The sequence below is a fragment of the Microbispora rosea genome, assembly GCF_900156315.1.
Lineage (GTDB): Bacteria > Actinomycetota > Actinomycetes > Streptosporangiales > Streptosporangiaceae > Microbispora > Microbispora rosea.
In genome coordinates this window covers 57,357-81,317 of record NZ_FTNI01000022.1, presented here as the reverse complement: position 1 = coordinate 81,317, position 23,961 = coordinate 57,357, and the positions used below count along the sequence as shown (strand labels likewise).

Here is a 23,961-nt window from a genome sequence, read left to right as displayed (position 1 = left end):
GACGCAAGCAACCCCGGCGGGCGTACGGCGTCTCTGGTACATGAAGGCCGAAACGCTCGATCTGGATCAGCAACCCGGGGGGCCCGTGCCCGTCCCGTCTCCGTCGGCGGGCGCCGACGACACGATCAGCGGTCTCTACGCCGAGCACGCCCTCGGCCTCACCCGCCTCGCCCTGATCATGGTCGGCGACCGGGAGAGCGCCGAAGACGTGGTGCAGGAGGCTTTCCTCGGCCTGCATCGGCGCTTCGACCGCCTGCGTGACCGGGACAAGGCGCTCCTCTACGTGCGCGCCGCGGTGCTCAACAACGCCCGCACAGTGCTGCGCAGGCGCCGGCTGCCGTCCCGGTTCGCCGGCACGTACGACCCGCCCGTCTGGTCGGCGGAGTCGGTCGCGATCCTCGGCGCGGAGCGGCGGGAGGTCATGGAGGCCCTTCATCGCCTGCCCCGGCGCCAGCGGGAGGCCCTGGTCCTGCGTTACTACGCCGAGCTGTCCGAAGAGGAGACGGCGCGGGTCATGAAGATCAGCCGGGGCACCGTCAAGTCCACCACCTCCCGGGCGCTCGACGCGCTCGGCCGCCTCCTGGGAGAGACCCGATGAACGACGTCATCCGCCGGTTGCAGGACGCCGCCCACGCGGTGGGGGAGACGGTCGACGCCGTCCCGCCGTTCGGCCCGGGGGCCACCCCGGCCCGCCGCCGTATGCACGTGGGCGCCGGACGGGGCAGGACGTGGCTGATGCCGGTCGCGGCGGCGGCCGCCGTCACGCTCGCGGTCGCGGGCGGCGCGGCTGTCGCGCGCCATGGCGGCGGGACCGACGACACGGCCGCCGGCATCGCCGTCGGCCCGGCCGCCGACCCCGTCTTCCTCGCCCACATCGGCGACCCCGGCGACATCACGATCAGGAGCGTCACCGACGGGCGCAGCACCGACGTCGTGCCGCGGCCCGCGACGGACGAGGGATTCTTCGCGGTCCAGGCGACGCGAGACAACCGAGTCTTCTATGCGGCCACCATCTCGGACGGCTGCCGCTCACGGCTGTACCAGTTCACGCTGAACGGGGAGGGGAAGGTCGCCTCACATGGCGAGCTTCCGTACGCGCCGCCGGGAGGCACCGAGATCACCGCGCTCGCGGTGAGCGGCGACGGTGCGACGCTCGCGTACGGGCTGTCTTCCTGCGAGTCGGAGCAGCCGCGCGTGTCCCTCGTCGTCACCGACACCGCGACCGGCGGCAGCCGTACGTGGACGTCGACGCATCCGGCGAGCATCCGGGATCTCTCCCTGACAGAGGACGGACGCCGCGTGCTCCTCACCAGGGCCATGGGAACGGCTTTCGGGATCTCGGAAGTACACCGGCCTCCCAGGTCGGAGCCCCCGGACTCGAGTGCGGAGCCTTCACCGGTCAACACGGCTACGTCTGCGCCGGGTGCGGAGGCGAGTGCGGCTTTCGAGTCGGCGTCCGCCGACCCCGCGGCGACGCCCCCCGCGCCGGACTCGGGAGTGCCCGGCGAGGCCGGTGCGTCGGCGGTGCCCTCCGCGTCGGACAGCCCCGGGGCCGACGTCGCCGTCGCGGCGTCCGATCTCCCCGGGGCCCTGCCGGACGGATGGGGATGCAGCGTGCGGTCGATGGGCGCGGAGCCCAGCGGCTCTCCGGATGCCACTCCGAACGCGAAGGTCGCCTGGGCCTGCTCGGGTCCGCGGGATCCGGTGCTGCTCGACACCGGCGTCGCCGGCACTCTCGACGACGCCCGTGTGATCAAGCTGACGACTACGACAGGGACGCCCCCGGCCCTGATTTTCGGGGCCACGATCACACCCGACGGGTCGCGAGTGATCGCGGCGCAGACGACCCTCAAGCTGAGCACGGCAGAGGAGGCCGCGAGAAAGGACGACTTCGACGGCATCGTGGCGTACGACCTCGAAGGGCGTCAGATCGAGGTTCTCTACGCCCACGGCGACAGAGGGGTGGTTCCGATCGGGATGCTCGACGTGGACGGCACCGGCCGGAACTTCCTGGTCTCCAGACCCGGCGAGCTGGGCGAGATCACCCCGTCCGGCTATCGGACGCTGCGCTCCTACGACGTTCCCCCGCAGGGCGTGCCCGTCGGCAAAGTGGCCTGGTAGGCGCGTCACTCCGGCGGGGCCGGCGATCCGGCCCCGCCGCGGTCGTCCACAGGCGATGATTGCCGGTGCCGTACGGCACGTATGGTGGGTTCGGACGCGTTAGCCGTACGGATCGAGGAGGGCCGGCGCTTGGGCATGATGATGGCCGTGAGCTTCACTCGCTACGGACGGCTCTACTACCTCGATCCGGGCGGCCACTCTCCCAAGGTGGGCGACAAGGTCCTCGTGCCGACCGACTCCGGGCCCGAGGTCGCCGAGTGCGTGTGGGCGCCGCAGTACGTGAGCGAGGACGTCGAGGGTCTGCCCGTCTGCCAGGGCGTCGCGGCCGAGGAGCATCTGGCCCGCGACGAGACCAACCGCCGCCGCAGGGCGGAGGCCCGCAGTGTGTCCAAGCGCCTCATCAAACGGCACGAGCTGCCGATGAAGGTGGTCGGCGTCGACTACCTGGACGCCGACAACGTCTACACCGTCTACTTCTCCGCGCCCCACCGGGTCGACTTCCGCGCTCTCGTGCGCGACCTGGCCCGCAACCTCCGTGCCCGGGTGGAGCTGCGCCAGATCGGTCCGCGTGACGAGGCCAGGCTCCAGGGCGGCATCGGCCCCTGCGGGCGCGACCTCTGCTGCGCGACGTTCCTCAAGGACTTCGAGCCGGTCTCGGTGCGGATGGCCAAGGACCAGGACCTCCCGGTCAACCCGCTCAGGATCGCGGGCGCCTGCGGCCGGCTGATGTGCTGCCTGAAATACGAGCACCCGCTCTATCAGGAGTTCCGGGCGTCGGCGCCGCGCACGGGCCTTGCCGTGGACACCCCGCAGGGCCCCGGCACGGTGGTGGGCCACAACGTGCCGTCCGACTCCGTCATCGTCCGCCTCAACGAGGGCGGTCGCCGCTGCGCCTGCTCCAAGGCCAGCGTCTGCTCTCCGCGCAAGCAGCATGACGCGATGTACGGCGACGCTGAGACGGTGGCCGAGAGCGACCCGAGTACCTGACCATCAACGATGATCGTCAAACTCTCCGATGGGTGCGCCATCGAAGATCTCTCCGATGCTGCCCGTACCCCGGCATGCCCGGAGGTGCGCAACGATTTCGTGCCGTGGAGGTGCTTCCCTGATGCCGTGGCGCGGGGCCTTGCTGTCACAGATGGCGGTGCAGGAAATCCGCCGTCGCCTCGGCGGCGCGCGTGACATATGGCTCCACGTCGTACAGGTCGATGTGTTCGCGGCAGTCGAGCCAGAGCATCTCCTTTTTTCCCGGGCTCCGCTGGAGGAGTGTGCCCGCCAACTCGGGCGCGCAGTACGCGTCGACCCGCCCGTGAACGACGAGTAGCGGCGTAGCGGCGAGCAGTGGGGCCGCGCCGAGCGCGTCGAAGGTCATCAGCGAATGGAGCGACCCCCAGGTCACCCGGTTGTCCCAGTGCGGCGATGCGGAACGGGAGGTGCCGTAGTAGGCGTACGGCTCGTCACCGGGCATCGCGGCCTCGCCGCCGCCGGGCGCCACCGCGGGCAGATACTCGTCGTAGCGGTCGAGGAAACCCGCGAGCGCGGTCCGGTAGGCGTCGTCGCCCATTTGCTCGGCGAACCAGGCCGGGTTGTTGTAGGCGCCTGCGATTCCGGCGACGGCCTTCACCCGTGGGTCGGCGGCGGCCGCCCGCACCGCGTACCCGCCGCCGAGGCACACCCCGGCGAGGCCGATCCGGCCCGGGTCGACCTCTGCCCGGCGGGCGAGCAGGCTCACCGCGGAGCGCAGGTCGGCGAGCTTGCCCTCGCTGTCCTCGTGCCCTCGGCGCCCTCCGCTCTCACCGAACCCTCGATGGTCGAAAGCCAAAGTGACCAGACCCGCCCGGGCCAGTCGCTCCGCATACAGCCCCGTGACCTGCTCTTTCACCCCGGTGAAGGGCCCGGTGAGGGCGACGGCGGGTGAGGGTTCGAGCCGTTCGGGCAACCTGAGCTCTCCGACGAGCTTTACACCGGCTGCCGAGAAGGTGACCCGCTCGGTCCGTACCGTGGCTGTCATCGCCCGGCCTCCCCCGATGTGGTGGCCAGGGTGGACAGTTCGGAGGCCACCGCGTCGGCGCCCAGACCGATGAGCCACTCCAGGGGCGCATCCGGCAGGAATCTGCTCATTACCGTGGTCAGCTCCTGCTTCTGCCGATCCGTCAGCGAGGGGCCGTCCCCGGCCAGCCGCCGCACGACCTCCCGGTACAGCAGCAGGTACTGCCGTTGCCGGACGAACATGCCGCTGTCGCTCGGGGAGCCGTGGCCCGGGTAGAGCACCAGACCGTCCAGCTCGTCCATCACGCGATCCAGGACGTGCAGCCAGGCCGTGGAGTGCCCGTCCGCGGTGTAGGGGTGCGTTCCGCCGAACGCCAGGTCGCCTGTGAACGCCACCCGTCTCCCGCCCGCCTCCACCAGGAGATAGGAGTCGGCATGGCTCTCCGCCGGCCCAAGGTCGTGTATCCGGACCCGCAGGCCGGCGACCTCAACGATGTCCCCCTCCTTCAGAAGGCGGTCGGGTACCCGATACCGGTCGGGCCACTCGTCGCCGTACACCGGCTGCCACTGCTCCCGCTTGGGCACGGCGATCTGCTCGATCGTCTCGGCCACCGCGACCGAGGCGTGAACCGGCACGTCCTCGTCCACCACGTACGGCAGGCCGTTGAAGTGGTCGGGGTGTGCGTGGGTGACGAACGCTCCGAGTAGTGGTTTGCGGAGCGCGGCCAGGCGCGCCGCGAGGGCCCGGGCGTCGGAGACGAGCAGGTTGCCATCGACAAGGACCACCCCCTCGGCTGTCTCCAGCAGGTAGCTGTTGGCGAACAGGCCCGGCTCCGCCGCCGTGTACGTGTGGATGACGAGATCACTCATGCTTGCGCCCCTGTTCTTCTGGTGATCGCCGAAGCGATGGTGAGAGGCTAGGCGTGCCAGGGTCTTCGGGCCAGAAGGCACTTCGCGGTGCCCATCGGGGCAGGCATACGGAGGAGGGCCGCATGGATCCCGTGATCCCTGACATGCTGGAGGAGAGCTGCGCGACGCGACAGGCCCTTGAGCGGTTCGCGGCGAAGTGGCGGGTACTGGTGATCTACGCACTGCTGGCCGGTCCCCAGAGGCACAGCCAACTGCGCCGGCGGCTGCCTGGCATCACTCAGAAGGTGCTGACCGAGACGCTGCGAGGCCTGGAGACGGACGGCATGGTCGAACGGCGGGTCATCAAGGACACAGCGCCCCAGCACGTGGAGTACGCGCTGACCGACCTGGGACGTACGCTGCGCGAACCGTTGGGCGCCATCTGCGCCTGGGCGGTGGAACACGCGGGTGGATAGCCGCTACCCACCCTTCCGGTGGAGTGGGCGTTCACGCGGCGTGCCGTCTGTTCAGGCCGGACAACTGCCAGGCCAGCCGGGTGCGGACGGCGGGGATGCGGCCGGCCAGGGCGATGATGAGGTTGCGCAGCACGCGGCGGCCGGTGGCGGCGGTGGCCAGCGTGGTGAGCCGCCCCGCGAGGGCGACCACCTGCTCGGCCTGCGCACGGCGGGTGGCCGCATAGGAGTCGAGCAGGCTGTCCGGTTCACCGTCGAGCACCCGGGCCAGCGCCTCGCCCAGGTGCACGGCGTCGTCGATGCCCAGGTTCATGCCCTGGCCGCCGGCGGGCGAGTGGACGTGGGCGGCGTCGCCGGCCAGCAGGATGCGGCCCTGGCGGTAGGTGTCGGCGATGCGGTGGTGGACCCGGAAGCGCGAGCTCCAGATCAGCTCCTGCACCCGCGCGGGCTCGGCCTCGGGGCCGCGGGTGTCGAGCAGGTGCTGCACGAAGGGGATGCCGGGGTCTTTGGGGGCCTCGTCCACGGTGGCGACGATGCGGTGCAGGCCGCCGGGCAGCGGGGCGACGACGACCATTCCGGCGGGCGAGAAGTACAGAGTGACCTCGTTCTGCGGCACCCCGCCGGACAGGCGGACGTCGCTCAGGACGAACGACTCGGCGTACGTGCCGCCGGTGAAGCCGATCCCGGCGCTCTGGCGGACGGTGCTGTTCATGCCGTCGGCGCCGATCAGGTAGGCGGCCCGGATCTGCTGCCCGTCGTCCAGAGTGGCGGTGACGCCGTCGGCGTCCTGCTCGACGCGGCTCACCCGGGCGGGCCTCGTCACCTTGCCGCCGAGCTCGTGCAGGCGGGCCAGCAGGTGGGCCTCGGTGTCGGCCTGGGAGATCATCAGGGTGTAGGGGTAGGCGGTGGGCAGGCCGCCGAAGGGCACCGGCACCAGCGCCTTGTCGCGGTCGCGGATGGTGAAGACCGGAATGTGGATGCCGTGCGCGGCCAGCCGGTCCGCCACGCCGTACGGCTCCAGGACTTCCAGGGTGCGTGCGTGCACGACGGCGGCGCGAGAGGTGTTGGCGCCCTCCGCCTGCGCGTCCACGATCATGACCTGCCGGCCGTGCTGGGCCAGGACGATCGCGGCGGTGAGCCCGGCGGGTCCGGCTCCGATGATGAGCACTTCGGCGTTCACGGCGTCTCCTTTGTCAACGGTTGTTGGCATGAACGTAAGCCCGCCATGAGTAGGAAGTCAACAGGTGTTGGCCTACAATCGTTGACATGAGGAGATCCTCCGCCGAGACCAAGGCCGTGATCCTTGCCGCGGCCCGCGAACGCTTCGCCGCCGACGGTTACGACAAGGCCACCATCAGGGCCATCGCCGCCGACGCGCGGATCGACCCGGCCATGGTCATGCGCTACTTCGGCACCAAGGAGAAGCTGTTCGCCGCTGCGGCCGAATTCGATCTGGAGCTGCCCGCGTTGGCGCCGGACCAGGCCGGCGCCGGCCTGGTCCGCCACTTCCTGCGCAAGTGGGAGGCCGACGAAGGGCTGCAGGTCCTGCTCCGAACGGGCGTGACGAACGAGGCCGCGGCCGAACGCATGCGGACGATTTTCGCCGGCCAGGTCATGCCGCTCGTGATCGACCTGACCGGCGATCCGGAGCGCGCTCCCGTGCGGGCTTCCCTGATCGCCTCGCAAGTGCTGGGACTGGCTTTGTCCCGCTACATCTTGAAGTTCCCGCCGATGGTGGCGGCAACGGAGGAAGAGCTCATCGCGTGGCTGAGCCCCACGGTCCAGCGCTACCTCACCGAGTGAAACGGGTGCGGCGACAGGTCCGGCTGCCGAATGCGGAGTAAATACGCTGCCGGAGCCCGCGCTGACCGCGGCCCTGGCGGCCATGCTCCCGCCCGCGCAGGCCACCGCCTTCTTCCAGGCCGACCTGACGGCCGTGGTCCGGGGGATGCCCGGCCCGGATCTCGCCGAACTGCTCGACGACGTCGCCGACCGCGAGTCGGAGGGGCACGCCGTCGTCTGGCGCTTCTCCGGTTCGACCGTGCGCCGGGCCTTCGACCGGGGACACCGCCCGCTCGCGGGCGCTGCGCACGCTGGGCCTGCGCAAGATCGCCCCGACCGTCCTGACCAGTGCGGTGGGTGAGGAGGAGACCCTCGCCCGCTTGCGCGCCGCCGGCTACACCCCGGCGCTGGAGTCCGAGCCCGGGCGGCGATCGTCGAGAGAGCCGCTCGCCGGCGTGCCTGACGTGCGACCGGCCAGGGGCGGCGTTCAGCGCGCCACCCCTGGCCGGCCGGCCGCGGACAGCGTCAGACGCGGGTCCACTTCTGGTTGGTCTCGCCGTGGCAGGTCCAGATGTGCACCTTGCTGCCGTTGGCGGTGCCGTAGTTCGACACGTCGAGGCACTTGTTCGCCCCGACCGCGGTGATGGTGCCGTCGGAGTTGAAGCGCCACTTCTGGTTGTTCTGCCCGTTGCAGTCCCAGATGATCACCGCGGTGCCGTCCGCGGTTCCCGCGCCGTTGACGTCCAGGCACTTGTTGCCGTAGACGCGCAGCTCACCCGCGCTGGTGGAGGTCCACTGCTGGTTGGACTGCCCGTTGCAGTCCCAGATCTGCAGCTGTGCCCCGTTGGTCTGCGAGGCCTCGGTGACATCCAGGCACCGGCCCGAGCCCGTACCGCGGATCGCGCTCGTCCCCTGCGGAGTGCCCGTCGGCGAGGCCGAGGGCGAGGGCGAGGGCGATGCCGGGGGTGTGGGCGAGGGGCTGGTGGTCGGCCCCCCGTTGCCGCTGAACTGCCACCAGTTCACGTTCATCAGGTAGCCGCTGCCGCCGGTGAACCTGAGGTACAGGTCGTGGGTGCCGCTCGCGCCGGTGACGGAGCAGGAGACGGTCGTCCAGTTCTGCCAGCCGCCGGTGCCCGGGACGTCGCAGGTGCCCATGAGCGTGCCGGTGGCGCTGTCACGGCGCAGCTCGATCTTGCCGCCGCTGGCGCCCGAAGCCACCCGTGCGGAGAACGAGGTCGCGCCGTTGCCGAAGCCGACGCCCTTGACCTTGATGTAGTCGCCGTTCTCGATGAACCCGACGTTCATGCCGCCCTCGCTGGAGACCTCGGTCTCCACGCCGGACTCCCAGGCGATGGTCTCGGCCTCCTGCCGCACGTACGGGTTCAACGTGCCCACCTGGGGCGCCCCCGTGGTGGTCATGTTGATCGTCGGGATCGTGCCGTCGGCGTTGTAGGTGAACTTCTCCACCGCGACCGAGCGGGTGTAACCGCCACCGCCCGGCAACGCGCCGTTGTGGTAGAAGAAGTAGGAATTGCCGTTGAAGTCGACGATCCCCGGGTGGTTGGTGAAGCTGCTGCCCTGCGTGGACATGATCGTGCCGCGGTAGGTCCACGGCCCGGTCGGGCTGGAGGATGTCGAATAGGCGATGAACTCCGAGCAGCACTTGGCCGCGAACACCATGTAGTAGAGGCTGCCCCGCTTGTAGAACCAGGGGCCTTCTTCGAACAGCGTCGGCCGGTTGGCGTCCCCGGTGCGGGTGCCGAACCCCGACGTGGTCAGGTTGACCTTCGTCGGGCTGCCCGAGTAGGAGGTCATGTCGCTGTTGAGCTTGACGTACCACAGGTTGGGGTTGCCCCAGTAGAGGTAGGCCTGCCCGTTGTCGTCGATGTAGACGGTCGGGTCGATCTCGCCGTTCTCGACCAGCGGATGTCCCAGGGCGTCCCTGAACGGCCCGGTGGGGCTGTCGGAGACGGCCACGCCGATGGCCATCCTGCCGGTCGACCGGTTGGTCGTGGGGACGTACCAGTAGAACTTGCCGTTGCGGTAGATGGCCTGCCCGGCCCACGCGTCCGATTTCGCCCAGCTGAAGCTGGAGACGCTCAGCGGGGAGCCGTGGTCGGTCCAGTTGACCATGTCGGCCGACGACCAGACCCGCCAGTCCTTCATCGTGAAGTAGGTCGAGCCGTCCTCGTCGTGGCCGGTGTAGAGGTAGACCCGGCCGTTGTAGACCAGCGGCGCCGGGTCGGCGGTGTAGATGGTCTGCACGATCGGGTTGTCCGCCCTGGCCGCGCCGGCCGGGAGCAGCACCAGCACGCACAGCAGGCCCACGATCCAGGCGACCGTGCGTCTGGACAGCGATAATGCGGATCTCACATGCGCCTCCTGAAGTGGTGCTCGCTCACCGAGCGTTTTGGTCGGGTTACGTTAATGTGAGCGCTAACAAAACCACGGATGGCGACCGCGGTCACGCGGCGGAGCAAAGCGCATGTGCGAAGGACGGTCAAGGATCCGGACCTACCCGGCAGGGCGGTCAGCGGCCGGATCACCTGTGCCGAACTGGGGTCGGAGTTCCGATCGAGGGGACACGGAGTGTGAAAGTTTCACCGTCGCGGCGGTTAACGTACGGGCACGTGGTCGAACCTGCCGAAGGGGCCGGCGTCGAAAGTCACGCTCGTGACCCCCGGAGGGGGCGCCGGCACGTAGAAGAAGCCGCGGTTGCCCGTGCCCGGTTCGACGTTGAACGTCGCCCAGCCCGGGTCCACGTAGTCATCGGGGCCGCGCGGGTCGTCCGGCCCCATCCGTACGGCGCGATAGACGGTCCGTGAGGCGGGGTCGACGACCGAGAAGCCGGTGTACCAGCCGCCGATGTAGGCGATGTCCCCTCCGTATCCGGTCCCCGCGCCGAGGTTCCCCGGCCCGAGGTTGACGATGTCGAACACCGCGACGAGGTAGGCGCCGTCGCGGTAGAAGGGCTTCACGTCGATGCGGAGGCGCTGCCCGGACGGCCGGCCGGTGGAGGTCCGGCCGGCCACGGTCTCGCCGTCGTCCGCGTGGAACGGGGCCGGCCGTCCTCCGCTCGTGGTGGGCTCGTCGGCCCGGGTCCCCGCGGTTTCCGAGGCCGTGGAGCCGCCGGTCGGCTGCTTGACGCGGTAGGAGACCTCCACGCGCCGGTTCCTGGCACGCGCCTCCTCGTCGTCCGTCCCGCCCTCGCGCGCGACGGGCTCGGTCTCGCCCTTGCCCGTCGTGCGGAATCGGTACGCCCCGCCGAGGCGTGCCTGCAGCTCCCTGCGTACGGCCTGCGCGCGCCGCAGGGACAGGGCCATGTTGTACGCGTGCGTGCCCTTGCCGTCGGTGTGGCCCTCGACGAGGACGGGGGGCCTGGCCGGATCGGCCTTCTCCCGGGTCTCCTTCGCGACGTCGTCGAGCACGGCCCTGGCCCGTGCCGTGAGCCTGTCCGAGTCGAAGGCGAACAGCACGTCGGTGCGCAGCCCCACGGTCTCGTCGCCGCCGCTCGCGATGGTCGTCTTCTCCGCGCTCTCGGTGATGCCGTACAGGTCCTGGACGCTGCTGGTGACCTGTCCGGCCGGTTCCCGCACCGGCCACGACACCGTGGTGCCCGGCTGCGGAGTGCTGCCGGAGGCGGCCGTCGGCGACACAGTGCCGCCGGGGGCGGCCGTCGGCGACACAGTGCTGCCGGGGGCGGCCGTCGGCGACATGGCGCCGCCGGAACCGGTCCCGTCCACCACGGGCACGCCGGTGAACTCGCCGGCCGTACCCGCCGTGATCGCGGTGACCGTACGGACGCCCGCCGGGATCGGCGGGTAGTAGACGACGGTCTCGTAACGCACACCGGGCTCGTAGTATCCGGGTTTGCTGCCCAGTGTCCCCACCTGGTCGGTCAGGGGGTGATAGACCTTGCCGCCGACCGGGTCGACGAGAGGGATGCGATAGCTGCCGAAGTCGCCGGCCGCCGTTCCGAACGAGTTCCCGGTGTGGCGCGCCTCATCCTCCAGCGAGGTGACCGTGAAACGGAGGACGGACCTGTCGGCCAACCGCTCCACCCCGCGCATCTCCACCCGCGCGTGGAGGGGGCTGGTGGGGCCGAACCACCCCTCCTTGACCAGGGACGCCGCGGCGGAGGTGACGGACGGCCGAGGCGGTGCCGACGAGACGCCGCCGGAGGAAGGCGCCCGCGGCCCGCCCAGCGCCCCGCATCCGGACACCGTCAGGACCGCGACCATGGTCACTGAAACGGTCAGCTCGCGTGATCGCCACCGGTAGGCCATGCGCCGCAAGTGTAGGGATCCGGACTCCCGAACTGCCGGAGAAAGTAGTTCAGATCAGCCCGTCTTCGGACAGATTGTGCCGTTCTTGGGTGCGCGCAGGGCGAGCAGGTAGTCGTCGACCGCGTTGTCCACACATGCCGAGCCGCTGCGGTAGGCCGTGTGCCCGTCGCCGTCGTAGCCGAGCAGCACGCCCGAGGTCAGCTCCGAGGCGAGCCCCTGAGCCCACTCGTACGGCGTGGCGGGGTCGCGCAGGGTGCCGACGACGAGGATGGGCGGCGCGCCGGTCGCCTTGAGCGGCTTGTCGGTGCCGACGGGCTTCGCGGGCCAGTAGGCGCAGGGCAGCGAACCCCACATCACGAACGGCCCGAAGTGCGGCGCCGCCTTGGCGGACTGGCCCGCGGCCTTCTGATAGACGTCGAGAGCCTTCGGGTAGGGGTGGTCCACGCAGTTGACGGCCATGTTCGCCTCGGTCTGGTTCGAGTACGAGCCGTTGGCCCGCCGGTCGACCAGCAGGTCGGCCATCTGGAGCAGGTCCGTCCCGTCGCCCTGGTTGATCGCCTTGCCCAGGGCCTCACGCAGCCGGGGCCAGGCCGCGCGCTCGTACAGCGGGGTGGCGATGCCGATGACCGTCCACGCCTCGTTGACGGGCCGGCCGTCGCCGAGGTCGTTCCTCAGCGGCTGCCGGTCGGCCCTCGTCAGCAGGTCGCTGATCTCCTTCATCGCGCCGTCGACCGTACGGCTCTTGAAGGGGCAGGAGCGGTCGAGGAAGCAGTCCTCGACGAAGGCCTTCAGCGCCACCTCGAAGCCCTTGGCCTGCACCTCGTTGGACTTCAGCGCCGGCACGGCCGGGTCCACCGCGCCGTCGAGCACGAGTGCCCGCACGTGCTTGGGGAACAGGTCGGCGTACATCGCGCCCAGATAGGTGCCGTACGACTTGCCGAGATAGGTGAGACCCGGGTCGCCGAGGACGCCGCGCAGGACGTCCATGTCCCTGGCCGCGTCGGCCGTGCCGACGTGGGGGAGCAGACGGGCCGACTTGGCTCCGCAGCTGTCGGCGAACAGCTTGGACTCCTTGTCGAGCGCCGTGACCTCCGCCGGCGTGTCCGGGCTCGAGTCCATCCCGATGTACGCGTCGAGCTGGGAGGCCGTCATGCATGTGACGGGGGTCGACTCGCCCACGCCGCGCGGGTCGAACCCCACGATGTCGAACTGGGCGCGCACCTTGTCGCTCACCACGGATCGGGCCGCACGCGCGTAATCGATGCCGGAACCTCCGGGCCCGCCGGGGTTGATGAGGAGGGAGCCGGTGCGCTTGCCGGTGGCCGGCAGGCGGATCACGCTGAGGTCGATGCGCTCGCCTGAGGGCTTCGTGTAGTCGAGGGGCACCTTGATCTTGGCGCACTGAAAGCCGTCGCCGCACGCCCGCCAGGTGGGCCGCTGCGCGTAGAACGGGCGCAGCTCCGCTGTGGGCGCATCGACCGTCGGCTGTGCCGTCGCGCCTGCGTTCGGCTGTTCGGAGGTGGCCGGGGCGTGGCTGGAGCACGCCGTGAACGGCAGCAGCGCGGCCAGCGCCGCGACCGCCATTCGCCGGCTCTGACCGCCGCCGTACCGCGTACGAGGCGATAGGACCTTCGCTTTCTGCCCAGCCGATCGCATACCCGTTGTTTCCCCTGCTGTCGCGTGCGTGACGAGCACCAGCATGCCGCCTGCCGCGGGCGGGCGGCGACCTCACGACGAGGGCCGCGCGGGATGCGGCCAAATGTCTGGTGGCCCGTCGGCGCCGTCGGGCGAGACAGGGCGCTTTTCCTGTGACAGATGCGCCTGGTATGCCCTGTCTCCGCTGGTCATCGGGTAAAGGGAGGGCCAGTAGGCGGCTGGGGAAGATTTACCGCTCTCCGATGAGCGGATCGCGCTCCCGGAGCGCTTGGAGAGCCTTCTGAGGGCCGCGACGCTCCGGGCGGCGACGGGTGCACGAGAACCGCGACGACCCTGTAGACTGTGCGAAGCCGTTCGCGGCGTGCCGCCTTAGCTCAGTCGGCCAGAGCACTTCACTCGTAATGAAGGGGTCAAGGGTTCGATTCCCTTAGGCGGCTCCAGGTCAGAAGCCCTCTGTGATGATCACAGGGGGCTTCTTGCTAACAGCCTTGCTAACAGCAGGGGTTGAGGGCGCCGGCCGAGGCGAGGCGTACACGCCGATCAGAGGTCGCGCGGAGGGGCGCGGGGGCGGCACTCCATTCGTGACCAATGGAATGTCGGTTGCCGTTGCCTGATGAGGTCCCAGGTGGTAGCCCCACCACGGTTCACCGGCTGTTCTTCGATCATCGAAGAGCGGCCTTTTCATGCCTGCGTGTCCACCTGGCCGCGAGCGTGCTGCGTGGCGTCTACAACCATCCGTTCCGCTCGGCCGCCAAGGCGGCCGTCCGGGATGACCCTGATCATGAGGCAGATTCAACGGGAACGCGGATCGCTACCCGAAAGCCGCCGCCCGGCAGCGGGCCGGACTCCATCGTGCCGCCCTCGGCCGCGATGCGCTCGGACAGGCCGTTCAGGCCGTTGCCCGGAACGTGCTTTCCCTTGGCCCGGCCGTTGTCGCGGACCTCCAGCACCGCCTCGTCGCCGTCGCGTCCCACCTCGATGACGCAGCGGGATGCGCGTGCGTGGCGGACGAGGTTGGTGACCGACTCGCGGACCGCCCAGCCGAACACGCCGTCGGCCGCCTCCGGCAGGGGCGCGCCCGCCATCCGCACAGTCGTGTCTACCCCGGCCGCCGCCAGGACCGCCCGCGCGCCGTCGAGTTCCTCGCCCAGGTCACGCCGCCGGTAGCCGGAGATCGCCTCGCGCACGTCGGCCAGCGAGGACCGGGCCACCGACTCGATTTCGCCGATCTCGGTGATGGCGCGGGCCAGGTCCCGGTCGGCCAGCCGCCGCGCCAGCTCGCTCTTCAGCACGATCAGCGACATGCTGTGGCCGAGCAGGTCGTGCAGGTCGCGGGCGATGCGCAACCGCTCGTCGGCGGCGGCGAGCCGGGCGACCTCGCCGCGAGCCTCGCGCAGCTGCACCACCAGCGTCCGCGAGTGCCGGAGCGCGACCATCATCATCCCGAACGCCAGTAGCACCAGCGCGAACCCGCCGATCATCGGGGCCGGGGCGCCGACCAGCATCCCGTCCCCGGCTATCACGGCCATCGACCCCAGCACCCCGAACGGGGCCCACCGCAGCGGCAGCGACATCGCCAGCACGAATGCCAGGTAGATCGGCAGACCCAGCCAGTCGAGCCCGAACAGCGGCGGCAGCCCCGCCGCCAGCAGCGCGAACGTCCCCAGCACCGTCACCGACCGCACCGTGTACGGGTCGTCCCATCTCCACCGTACGAATGCCGCCGCGTAGTACATCAGCGCGAACACCACGATGGCCGCCAAGCCCAGCCAGCGCCGCGTTCCCTCGTAATGGGCCACCGCCACCCCGACCGGGGTCAGGAACAGCAGCCCGAACGACATCCAGAAGGCCCGTTGCAGCAGCTCGGGGCCTTCGACGTCGCCCCGGAAAAGTCGGTTCATCAGGCGGTAACGCTAGCGCGCCGGTAGGCGGCGACCGCCGGCGAGCCCAGCGCTTCGCCCCTGCTGTCGGACGGTGTGGATCGCATGACGAACCGCGTGACAACGCCGACGGACAACCTTGGGCACTGATGATCGGCGGCCCACCTGGCTGACACGGGTAGCCGCCGGCGCCGCCCGCCGCGCCTCCTCCTCCGCAACCGCGGCAGCTTCCGCGGCCCCGGCCTCCCGGCGGGCCGCGTGGCGCCCGGGAAAGGGCAGGCCCTCCCCGCGGGCCCGGTCGCGATTCGCTCGCGGTCCGGGCACGGCGGGAAGGGCCGGCCCTCGGTGTGGTTCTCGGTACGGTTGCCGGATCAGCCGGTGATGCTGGCCTCACCGGTCTCGAGGTGACCGACGAACCGCTGCGACCAGCCCTCGTCGTTGTCGGCCGTGACCGTCACGTCGTACCAGCCGTTGCTCTCCTTCACCGGGTTCACCGTCCACGCCTCCTTGCCGTGCGCGTTGACCTTCACGGTCTGCGGCTTGCCCGAGTTGTAGTTGTTGTGCGTGATCGTGAACGTCACGCGGGTGTCGCCGTTGTTGCGCAGCCAGAGCTTCAGCTTCGGGTTCTTCGTCGACTTGCCGTCGTAGTAGTCCGCCTCGACGACGAGGTCCTTGCCCGCGGTGGCGACGTCGCCGACGAACCGGCGCAGGAACCGGTTCGGGCCGGTGACGGTGATGTCGTACGCGGTGTCGTCGGCGGAGGAGCCCACGGCGCCGGTTCCGGACATCGTCGACTTCGCGGCGACCGTGTACTGGCCCGGGAACGCGGCCGGGTACTGCGCCAGCGTCGGGAGCCCGGCCCGGTTGTTGTACACGGCGAAGTGGCTCGCCTTGGTCACGAACGGGGCGTCGTTGCTGAACGTCAGGTTCGCCACGGCGCCGGTGAACCCGGTCAGGTTGGCGTTCGGCTGGTACGGCAGCGGGCGCGCCCGCTTGGTGCCCTCCTCCTGCGTCGGCATCGTGTTGTCGCCGGGCAGCGGGGTGTACCGCGTCTCGGGGATGAGAGGCCCGGTCTCGGGAAGGTCGGGCATGCCGTAGACGGGCTTCGCGAAGTCGAAGGCGGTCGTGAGGTCGCCGCAGACCTTGCGCCGCCACTCGCTGATGTTGGGCGAGATGGCGGGCTTGCCGAGCGCGCTGGTCCACTTCTCGATGAGCTGGATGACCGAGGTGTGGTCGGAGACCTCCGAGGTCACCCAGCCGCCACGGGTCCAGGGCGAGATGAGGATGAGCGGCACGCGGAAGCCGAGTCCGACGGGGAGCGGCTCGGTGACGCCGTACGCGGCCATGGTGCCGGAGACGAACTCGTCCGCCTCGCCCGGCGCCGGAACGGGTGGCGGGACGTGGTCGAACTGACCGTCGTTCTCGTCGTAGTTGATGATCACCAGGGTCGAGTTGAACACGTCGGGGTCGGCGTTGAGGGCCTCGAGCACGCCGCGGAGGAAGTACGCGCCGTTGCTCGGCGCCGTGACCGGGTGCTCGGAGAAGAACTGGTTGTTCACGACCCAGTTCACCTGGGGGAGGGTGCCCCCCAGCACGTCGGCGCGGATCGCGGCGATGAGGTTGTCGGCGTTGCCCGACAGCCCGGTGACCGGCTCGGGGACGTTCTTCACGCCGTTGTCGTAGTAGACGTCGCCCGGTGCGGCCGTCCCGCCCTGAGTGGGGTCGAGCTTGGCGAAGGTGTTGAAGTACTCCAGGCCGTTGTCGCCGTAGTCGTCGGCGCACTGGTAGACCCGCCAGCTGACGCCCGCCGCCTGGAGCGTCTCGGCGTAGGACTCCCAGGGCAGGAACTTGCCGCGCTCGTCGCCGCCGTCGTAGGCGGTGAAGCTGCCGTGCTTGTGGTCGGCGTTGATCGTTCCGCCCCACAGGAAGGTGCGGTTGGGCCCGGTGGCGCTGAGCACGGAGCAGTGGTAGGCGTCGCCGACCGTGTAGGCGTCGGCGAGGGCGTAGTGGAACGGCAGGTCACGGCGGTCCAGGTAGCCCAGCGTGGTCGGGCCGCCCTTGGCGTAGTACCAGCCGTTCATGAGGCCGCCGTACCAGGCGCCGTGCTGGTCGGTCCAACCGTGGCTGGTGCCGCCGTAGTTGGCGGCGCCGAGCTCGGCGCTCGGCGGGGTCGCCCCACTCCAGGTCTTGGCCCCGCTCAGCCGCCACGGGTATTGCGTGTCGGCCCCGTCCGTCAACGTCTTCGGCTGCTCCCAGACGGTCTTGCCACCGGGGAGCACGATGGTCGAGCGGTCGCCGAAACCGCGCACGCCCTTGAGCGCGCCGAAATAGTGATCGAAGCTGCGGTTCTCCTGCATGATCACGACGACATGCTTGATGTCACGGATGTCGCCGTACGGCTTGGGCGGGTGACCGGGCTTCTTCTGCGTGGTGGCCGCGGCGGCGCTCGCGTTGGGCAACGCGACGCCGACGGCGGCCGCTCCTGTTACGGCAGCGGCAGTGCCGAGAAAATTCCTGCGGGACAGTTCAGGCATGGCTTAAGACCTCCGCGTGCGGGATGTGCCGCACGACGCTAGCCGCGAGATCTTGCCCGGAGACGACGGGAAGTCGAAGCCGACATTGCCGATTGGTGCTGTCCATATAGCTATGAACGCAGCCAAAGCGGACGAAAGGATTGAGCGGGCACCGCGTCAGATCTTGAGCATGTTCTCGCTCAGCTCCCAGAGCCGTTCGGCCGATTCCAGGTCGATGGCGTGGGGCGCGACGTCGGACGAGGGAAACTGGTCGGAGCCGAAGGCGACGTCTACTGGGGACTCGTCCAGCGGCGAGATGTCGTTGTCCTTCAGATAGACGCCGCCGATGTCGGCGAGCAGCGGGCTGGTCGCGGCGAACACGCTGGTGCTCGCGCCCTGCTGCGGCGTCTTCCGCTCGCGGTCGGGGTCGATGATCGGGCGGCCGGATTCGTCGAGGATCCCCATGGACCGCAGATCGTCGTCGCTCAGCCAGGCTTTCCGCTCCTCGCCATCGGTCAGCAAGGGGCCCAGGTCGGTGCCGAAGACGACGCCCGGGTGCACGGCGTAGCCGCGGATTCCGTCGGCGGCCCATCGACGGTCCAGCTCGACGGCGAACAGGACGTTGGCGGCCTTGGACTGGCCGTAGGCGAGCATGGGGTCGTACCCGGTGGTGAAGTGCGGGTCGTCCCAGCGGATGCCGGAGATTCGCTGGGCGCCGGATGACACGTTGACGACTCGGGCGCCGTGCGCGGCGCGCAGCGCGGGCAGCAGGCCCAACGTCAGCTGGAAGTGGCCCAGATGGTTGAGCGCGAAGTGCGATTCGTATCCGCGCGGGTCCCGGACGAGTTCGCCGCCCATGATGCCGGCGTTGTTGATCAGGATGTGGAGCGGACGGCCGGAGCCGAGATACCGGGTGACGAAGGCGTCGATCGATGCCGGGTCGAGGAGGTCCAGGCGAGCGGTGTCCACGCGCTCGATCCCGGCCAGCGCGGAGGCGGCGCGGCCGGGGTTGCGCGCGGCCACGGTGATCGAGGCGCCGGCCTTGCTGAGCGCACGAGTGGTCTCCAGGCCGATCCCACGGTGGCCGCCGGTGACGATGACGTTCTTACCGGACAGGTCGATGCCTTTGAGCACGTCGTCGGCCGTCGACGCCGCGGTGAATCCGGTTCCGATGGGGTGTTGTCTCTGGGTCATGGCACCATCGTGCTCGCGACCGTTCGTACTCTGAATAGTTGTGAGTCCGCATTTCTTGCGCGATAGTACGGTCATGGTCGCCGACCAACTGTCCGAGGTGTTCGATCTGGTCGAGGTCCGCGGCCTGCTGACCGGCGGGATCGCGATGCGGGGCCCGTGGGTGTCGCGCGCGGCCGTCGACGCCCCGCTGAAGTTCTTCGCGATGGTGTACGGCCGGGCCCGGCTGACCATCGACGGTGTCGACGGGCCGATCGAGCTCGGGCCGGGCGAAGTCGCCGTACTGAACAACCGGTCGTGGCTGGAGATCGAGGGTGGCTCCGGGGACGGACCGCGCCGCGAGGTCGTGCCCGAGGCGGACTTCTCGTCCGCCGGCCTCACCAGCGCCGACCGCGGTACCGACGACGTCCTCATCGGTGGACGCGTCGACCTCAACACGGCCGGCCGGGCACTGCTGCTGCAGGCGCTTCCGCCGGTGGGGCACATCCGGGCGTCGACCACCGCGGCGTCCGACCTGCGTGGCGTCCTCGACCGGCTGTTCGACGAGGTGACCGGCAACCGGATGGGCTCGGCGTTCGCGATCCGCCAGTACGGCCAGCTCCTGCTGCTCGAAGTGCTGCGCGCCTTTGTCGACCAGGCCGAGCTCCCCCCGGGATGGCTGCGGGTGCTGGCCGACGAACGTCTGCGCCCGGCGCTCCGCCTCATGCACGCCGAACCCGGAAGGCCTTGGGGCCTGGAGGAGTTGGCGCGGGCCGCGACGATGTCGCGGACGTCGTTCGCCGAACGGTTCCGCACCGTGTCGGGCATGCCGCCGCTGACGTACCTCAATCGCTGGCGGATGCTGCTGGCGCAGCGCGCTCTCCGCGACGGGGACGTCCGGGTCGGGTCGCTGGCGGCGGAGCTGGGGTACGCGTCCGAGAGTGCGTTCAGCACAGCGTTCAAACGTGAGGTCGGCGAGTCACCGCTGCGCTACCGCCACCGGGTGCGCACCGCACTCGCGGCCCGGTCTTCTCGCGCAGGTGATGCGTGATCGCGGGAACCGCCGCGGCGCCGCCCTACGCCGGAGCGGTGATCACGGTCAGGTGTTCTTCGGTACGGAAGCCGGCCGACTCGTATACGGACTCGGCCATCGTGCTCGCGTAGAGGTAGGCGGTGGTGGCGCCGGCGGCGTAGCCCGCGCGGACCATCGCCATCGTGACGGCCCGTCCGTACCCCCGCCGTCGGTAGCCCGGGAGCGTGGTGATGTTGAAGATTCCCGTCAAGCCGCCCGAAACGGCCGTCATTCCCGTCCCTACCGGTATGCCGCGCAGCTCTGCCACGTAGAAGGTGAGCCCGTCGACGTTCGCGAGAGATCGGTCGGCCATCACCGTGAACATCTCGCGTGGCGCCTCGAAGCCGTCGGCGACAGTCTCGGCGTAGAGGTCGAGTTCATCGGCCGGCACGGCGCGAATACGCAGGGAGTCGACGGCCGGTTCGGCCGGAAGTCCTCGCTCGGGCCTGCGTATCATCAACGGCTGTCTGGTGAACTGGGTCAGCCCATGCTCTGCGGCCACCTTGGTGACGAGAGGCCCCGCCTCTCCGCGTACATGGATGCTCCAGGGAACCGCCCATCGGCCTTCGGAGGCCGCCAGCGCCGCTATCTCGTCGGGGATCGGCTCCACGTCGGGGCTGATGACGGCGTTCAGCGTGGCGATCGGAGCCCCGGAGACGGCCAGCACAGCGCCGTTCGGCCCTCGTCGTGCGTGACCTGTGGCAGCGGCGAGCTTCTCGAAGGTGGCCGCGTACGCTGCCACAACCGGCTTGATCGGGTCATCGGCCGGAATGATCGGGGTATCCATTCGTAACACTCTCTCAGACGGTCGAAGGCCGGCGGTCGACCCAGTCGACGATGAGCCGGCGCTCGGCGAAATGCCATCGGCTGTCCTGCCGGACGAAGGCGTCGTGGTAGCGGATCGACATGACCATGAGGGTGCGCTGCCCCTCCTCGGTCCAGAGATGGTGCGCCAGGCAGTAGGTTTCCCCGGTCGCGCGGTCGCCGTCGACGGTCACCGTGCTCTGACCGATGAAGTGCGTCGTCTTGTCGTAGGTCCGCAGCGAGCCGAAGGCGGCGGCCAGCTCGTCGCGGCCGTTGAGGGTCTGCGCCGGGCCGGTGGTGCCGGGCTCGCCGTCGTACACCGCGACGCGGGCGTCGTCGGTGAAGAGCGCCGCCTGGCCCTGGGCGTCGCGTCGGTCCGCCAGATGGGCGTAGGCGTCGACCAGTTCGCGGATCGCCAGCCGATCAGCGAACTGTTCGGGGAACATGTCGGGACTGCTCATGGTGGTTCCTTGTGCTCGGCGGGGCGGTGCCCCCTGCTGCATTGCCAGGAGCGATACTGGCCCGGCCGGGTCCGGAGAGGCCAACAGCGATTGCCTGGCGCGGTGGCAGACGAGGCCTGTGGTCCCTGGCCGAGGTCAGCCGGTGGCGGTGAGGTCCGTCGTGGCGGCCAGGTCGGTCACCACGTCCACGATCCGGCGCAGCGCGGGCGAGGTGTTGCCGCGCCGCCAGACCATCTCGGTCGGCATGCTCTCCCCGGCGAGCGGGATGAACACCACGCCGGTGCGGCGCAGGTTGTGGGCCGACCAGCCGAGCCGGGTGATTCCGACACCGGCGGCGACGAGGCCGAGCAGCCCCTGCACGCTTGCGTCCCGGGCGACGACGTGGGGAGTGAACCCGGCGGCGCGGAAGCTCTCGTCGAACTTCTGATGCCAGGGTTCCCAGGAACTGCGCGGGGTCATCACCCAGCGTTCGTTCGCCAGCGCCGGCAGGGTCAGCTCGGTGCGGTCGGCGAGCGGATGCCCCTGGGGCAGGACGACGCACACCTGTTCGGTGGCGACGGTACGGGCGGCAAGGCCGGGGACCTGCGGCGGGCGGGTGAACGCGAGATCGTAGCGGCCGTCGAACAGGCCTTCGACGAGCGGCCCGATGGTGGTCTCCTCGGTGGTGAGTCTCAGGTGGGGGAGATGTTCCCGGGCGATGCGGACAACCGGTGGGAGGAGGTGGTTGGCCGTCGTCGCCAGGAAGGCCAGACGGAGCTCGCCGATCTCCCCGCGTACGGCTCCTCGAACCACGGCGACGGCCTCGTCGGCACGGTCCAGCACCGCGCGTGCCTCGGGCAGGAACAACGCTCCGGTATCGGTCAGGCTGGTGCCGCGACTGTCTCGGTCGAACAGTCTCGCGCACAAGATCCGTTCCAGTGTCTTGATCTGCTGCGACAGCGACTGCTGCGTGATCATCAGCCGAGTGGCGGCCCGAGTGAAGCTCGACTCCTCGGCGACGGCGACGAAATACCTGAGTTGTCGCAGGTCAGGGGTCACAGGCTGAGCCTACCGCCGCACCAGGCAACCGGTGCGTAGCAGGCCACCCGCGGGCAGCATCGTCGGTGTTCACGACGACCACGTAACGGGGAGCGGAAAGATGCAGGACGACACGCAGGGCCGGGTCTGGTTGATCACCGGGTGTTCCTCCGGTTTCGGCCGCGAACTGGCCCTGGCGGCGGCGGCCGCCGGAGACCGGGTGATGGCCACCGCCCGGCGGCCGGAAACCCTGAGCGAGCTGGCCGGCCAGGGCGAGGGCCGGATCAGCACCGTGGCGCTCGAGGTCACCGAACGGGCCTCGATCGACGCCGCGGTGCGGGCCACGCTGGCGTTGTACGGCCGGATCGACGTCCTGGTGAACAACGCCGGGTTCACCATGATCGGGGCTGTCGAGGAAACCTCGATGGAGCAGTTGCGTGCACTGATGGAGGTGAACTTCTTCGGCGCCGCGGAGGTCACCAAGGCGATCGTCCCTCTGATGCGCGAGCAGCGCAGCGGGACGATCGTGCAGATGAGCTCCCTGGGCGGCCGGATGACCTACCCGGGGCTGGCCGGCTACGACGCGGCGAAGCACGCGCTCGAGGCCTTCAGCGAGGCGCTGTCGAGCGAACTGACACCGCTGGGCATCCGGGTGCTGCTGGTGGAACCGGGCATGTTCCGCACCAAGATCTCCAGCAACATGGTTCTGGCCCCCGAGAACCATCCGTGCGCCAGCGCCCCTCGGCTGGACGGCATGGGTGGCGGACCGGATGCCGATCGCCCTCGGCTGACCTCCGTGCCTGTCCGAAGCGGCAGGCCGGAGGCCGGTTCCCGGTCAGACCTCCTCAGCTCAGCGCCTGCTTCAGGAGCGCCGCGATCCTCGCCTCGACGTCGGCGGTCAGCTCGGTCAGGGCGTACGACGCCGGCCACATGGCGCCGTCGTCGAGGTTCGCCGCGTCGCTGAAGCCGAGCGTCGCGTACCGGGCCTTGAACTTGGCCGCGGACTGGAAGAAGCAGATCATCTTGCCGTCGCGGGCGTACGCCGGCATCCCGTACCACAGCTTCGGCGTCAGGGTGGGCGCGCTGGCCTTGATCACGGCGTGCAACCGCTCGGCGATCACGCGGTCGGATTCCGGCATCTCGGCGATCTTCGCGAGCACCTCGCTCTCCGTGTCGGCCTTGGCGCCCCGCCGGGCGCTCGTCTTCAGCTCCTTGGCGCGCTCCTTCATCGCGTCGCGCTCTTCCTCGGTGAACCCGTCGTACTTCTGGCCCTTGGCGGTGGTGGTCTTCGGCGTGGTCGGCATGACGACTTCCTCTCTCTGTGACGTGCGGCTTCGGGTGGTGCTGATCGGGGACGGCGTCACCACTGGCCCGCCTGCCGGCGGGTCGGCACGTTGAGCCGGTTGAAGGCGTTGGTGATCGCGATGTTGAGCAGGAGTGCGGCCAGTTCCTTCTGGTCGAAGTGCTTGGCGGCCATGTCCCACACGTGGTCCGGCACCGGGTCCGGACGGTCGGCGAGCCGGGTCACGGCCTCGGTCAGGGCCAGCGCGGCGCGCTCCTCGTCGCTGAACCACGGCGTCTCCCGCCACGCGGCGACGGCATGCACCTGGTCCGCGGTCACGCCGTGCCGCTGGGCCTGGTGGACGCCGCCGGCGACACAGGGAGCGCAGCCGTTGATCTGGCTGGTCCGCAGGTGGCTCAGCGCCAGCAGCCTGGCGTCGACTCCGGCGCCCGCGACGGCCCTGTTGACCGCCATCAGAGCCTCCATGGCCTCGGGGATCAAGGCCGCCGGGTTCGGCATGCGCTCGGTCGACATCGTTTCTCCTTCGCCGCGGGGTTCCGGCAGTTCGTTCCGGGTGTTTCCGACAGGAGCCATCCGACCATCGGC

At 70.0% G+C, this 23,961-nt stretch carries 22 protein-coding genes and 1 tRNA gene; 9 read left to right on the top strand and 14 right to left on the bottom strand.

Annotated elements, in window-relative coordinates; genetic code table 11:
• The first annotated feature begins 40 nt into the window (after positions 1-40).
• From BXA11_RS27610 to BXA11_RS27600, 3 genes are all read left to right on the top strand, one after another.
• A complete protein-coding gene (locus tag BXA11_RS27610) occupies positions 41-598 on the top strand; it encodes a SigE family RNA polymerase sigma factor (RefSeq protein WP_063754606.1) in 558 nt (185 codons plus the stop codon).
• Complete coding sequence (locus BXA11_RS27605; protein WP_076439191.1) at positions 595-2,121, top strand: hypothetical protein; 1,527 nt, start codon at positions 595-597, stop codon at positions 2,119-2,121. The genes BXA11_RS27610 and BXA11_RS27605 overlap by 4 nt, the downstream gene beginning before the upstream one ends.
• Before the next feature lie 141 nt (positions 2,122-2,262).
• Positions 2,263-3,108, top strand: coding sequence for a PSP1 domain-containing protein (locus BXA11_RS27600; RefSeq protein WP_373320635.1), 846 nt, complete (start codon positions 2,263-2,265; stop codon positions 3,106-3,108).
• 145 nt (positions 3,109-3,253) lie between these two features.
• Here BXA11_RS27600 and BXA11_RS27595 read toward each other — a convergent pair whose 3' ends face one another.
• A complete protein-coding gene (locus BXA11_RS27595; protein WP_076439189.1) occupies positions 3,254-4,132 on the bottom strand; it encodes an alpha/beta hydrolase in 879 nt (292 codons plus the stop codon).
• Positions 4,129-4,980 carry an MBL fold metallo-hydrolase gene (locus tag BXA11_RS27590; RefSeq protein ID WP_076439187.1) on the bottom strand — a complete coding sequence of 284 codons (852 nt, stop codon included), beginning with the start codon at positions 4,978-4,980 and terminating at the stop codon, positions 4,129-4,131. Before BXA11_RS27590 ends, BXA11_RS27595 begins: the two co-directional genes overlap by 4 nt.
• Positions 4,981-5,102: 122 nt before the next feature.
• On the opposite strand from BXA11_RS27590, the gene BXA11_RS27585 reads away from it, so the two are divergent.
• Complete coding sequence (locus BXA11_RS27585; protein WP_076439185.1) at positions 5,103-5,435, top strand: winged helix-turn-helix transcriptional regulator; 333 nt, start codon at positions 5,103-5,105, stop codon at positions 5,433-5,435.
• Positions 5,436-5,466: 31 nt separating this feature from the next.
• Here the strand turns inward: BXA11_RS27585 and BXA11_RS27580 are convergent, their stop codons facing one another.
• Complete coding sequence (locus BXA11_RS27580; protein WP_076439183.1) at positions 5,467-6,642, bottom strand: FAD-dependent oxidoreductase; 1,176 nt, start codon at positions 6,640-6,642, stop codon at positions 5,467-5,469.
• 56 nt (positions 6,643-6,698) lie between these two features.
• Between BXA11_RS27580 and BXA11_RS27575 the strand changes: the two genes are divergently transcribed.
• Complete coding sequence (locus tag BXA11_RS27575; RefSeq protein ID WP_076439181.1) at positions 6,699-7,235, top strand: TetR/AcrR family transcriptional regulator; 537 nt, start codon at positions 6,699-6,701, stop codon at positions 7,233-7,235.
• An 82-nt stretch (positions 7,236-7,317) separates the two neighbouring features.
• Positions 7,318-7,575 carry a helicase-associated domain-containing protein gene (locus tag BXA11_RS44030; RefSeq protein WP_076439179.1) on the top strand — a complete coding sequence of 86 codons (258 nt, stop codon included), beginning with the start codon at positions 7,318-7,320 and terminating at the stop codon, positions 7,573-7,575.
• A 164-nt stretch (positions 7,576-7,739) separates the two neighbouring features.
• Here the strand turns inward: BXA11_RS44030 and BXA11_RS27565 are convergent, their stop codons facing one another.
• From BXA11_RS27565 to BXA11_RS27555, 3 genes are all read right to left on the bottom strand, one after another.
• Complete coding sequence (locus tag BXA11_RS27565) at positions 7,740-9,587, bottom strand: lectin (protein ID WP_083744626.1); 1,848 nt, start codon at positions 9,585-9,587, stop codon at positions 7,740-7,742.
• A 242-nt stretch (positions 9,588-9,829) separates the two neighbouring features.
• Positions 9,830-11,500, bottom strand: a complete 1,671-nt coding sequence (locus BXA11_RS27560; RefSeq protein WP_083744625.1) for an OmpA family protein — start codon at positions 11,498-11,500, stop codon at positions 9,830-9,832.
• Positions 11,501-11,554: 54 nt separating this feature from the next.
• Positions 11,555-13,084: an alpha/beta hydrolase gene (locus tag BXA11_RS27555; RefSeq protein ID WP_076439177.1), complete on the bottom strand. Its 1,530-nt coding sequence runs from the start codon at positions 13,082-13,084 to the stop codon at positions 11,555-11,557.
• 435 nt (positions 13,085-13,519) lie between these two features.
• Between BXA11_RS27555 and BXA11_RS27550 the strand changes: the two genes are divergently transcribed.
• Positions 13,520-13,596: transfer RNA gene (locus tag BXA11_RS27550), tRNA-Thr, on the top strand.
• 339 nt (positions 13,597-13,935) lie between these two features.
• Here the strand turns inward: BXA11_RS27550 and BXA11_RS27545 are convergent.
• From BXA11_RS27545 to BXA11_RS27535, 3 genes are all read right to left on the bottom strand, one after another.
• Complete coding sequence (locus BXA11_RS27545; RefSeq protein WP_076439175.1) at positions 13,936-15,057, bottom strand: sensor histidine kinase; 1,122 nt, start codon at positions 15,055-15,057, stop codon at positions 13,936-13,938.
• Positions 15,058-15,407: 350 nt separating this feature from the next.
• On the bottom strand, positions 15,408-17,570 hold the full coding sequence (locus BXA11_RS27540) for a phosphocholine-specific phospholipase C (protein WP_076439173.1): 2,163 nt from the start codon (positions 17,568-17,570) through the stop codon (positions 15,408-15,410).
• A gap of 156 nt (positions 17,571-17,726) precedes the next feature.
• The gene (locus BXA11_RS27535) at positions 17,727-18,743 is read right to left on the bottom strand and encodes an SDR family NAD(P)-dependent oxidoreductase (RefSeq protein WP_076439171.1); all 1,017 of its coding nucleotides are present in this window, start codon (positions 18,741-18,743) and stop codon (positions 17,727-17,729) included.
• 73 nt (positions 18,744-18,816) lie between these two features.
• On the opposite strand from BXA11_RS27535, the gene BXA11_RS27530 reads away from it, so the two are divergent.
• Positions 18,817-19,770: an AraC family transcriptional regulator gene (locus BXA11_RS27530; RefSeq protein WP_076439169.1), complete on the top strand. Its 954-nt coding sequence runs from the start codon at positions 18,817-18,819 to the stop codon at positions 19,768-19,770.
• 25 nt (positions 19,771-19,795) lie between these two features.
• Here the strand turns inward: BXA11_RS27530 and BXA11_RS27525 are convergent, their stop codons facing one another.
• The 3 genes from BXA11_RS27525 to BXA11_RS27515 all read right to left on the bottom strand — a co-directional run bounded on the left by BXA11_RS27525 (position 19,796) and on the right by BXA11_RS27515 (position 22,094).
• Positions 19,796-20,578, bottom strand: a complete 783-nt coding sequence (locus BXA11_RS27525; protein WP_076439168.1) for a GNAT family N-acetyltransferase — start codon at positions 20,576-20,578, stop codon at positions 19,796-19,798.
• Positions 20,579-20,591: 13 nt separating this feature from the next.
• The gene (locus BXA11_RS27520) at positions 20,592-21,056 is read right to left on the bottom strand and encodes a nuclear transport factor 2 family protein (protein WP_083744624.1); all 465 of its coding nucleotides are present in this window, start codon (positions 21,054-21,056) and stop codon (positions 20,592-20,594) included.
• Between the two features lie 135 nt (positions 21,057-21,191).
• Positions 21,192-22,094, bottom strand: coding sequence for a LysR family transcriptional regulator (locus BXA11_RS27515; RefSeq protein ID WP_076439164.1), 903 nt, complete (start codon positions 22,092-22,094; stop codon positions 21,192-21,194).
• 100 nt (positions 22,095-22,194) lie between these two features.
• Here BXA11_RS27515 and BXA11_RS27510 point away from each other — a divergent pair, with 100 nt between their 5' ends.
• Positions 22,195-23,037, top strand: coding sequence for an SDR family oxidoreductase (locus BXA11_RS27510; RefSeq protein WP_076439162.1), 843 nt, complete (start codon positions 22,195-22,197; stop codon positions 23,035-23,037).
• On the opposite strand, the gene BXA11_RS27505 is transcribed toward BXA11_RS27510, so the two are convergent.
• Both BXA11_RS27505 and BXA11_RS27500 read right to left on the bottom strand, forming a co-directional pair.
• Complete coding sequence (locus BXA11_RS27505; protein WP_030507926.1) at positions 22,919-23,377, bottom strand: iron chaperone; 459 nt, start codon at positions 23,375-23,377, stop codon at positions 22,919-22,921. The two genes, BXA11_RS27510 and BXA11_RS27505, sit on opposite strands and share 119 nt — an antisense overlap.
• 56 nt (positions 23,378-23,433) lie before the next feature.
• Positions 23,434-23,889 carry a carboxymuconolactone decarboxylase family protein gene (locus tag BXA11_RS27500; protein ID WP_076439160.1) on the bottom strand — a complete coding sequence of 152 codons (456 nt, stop codon included), beginning with the start codon at positions 23,887-23,889 and terminating at the stop codon, positions 23,434-23,436.
• Positions 23,890-23,961: the final 72 nt, after the last annotated feature.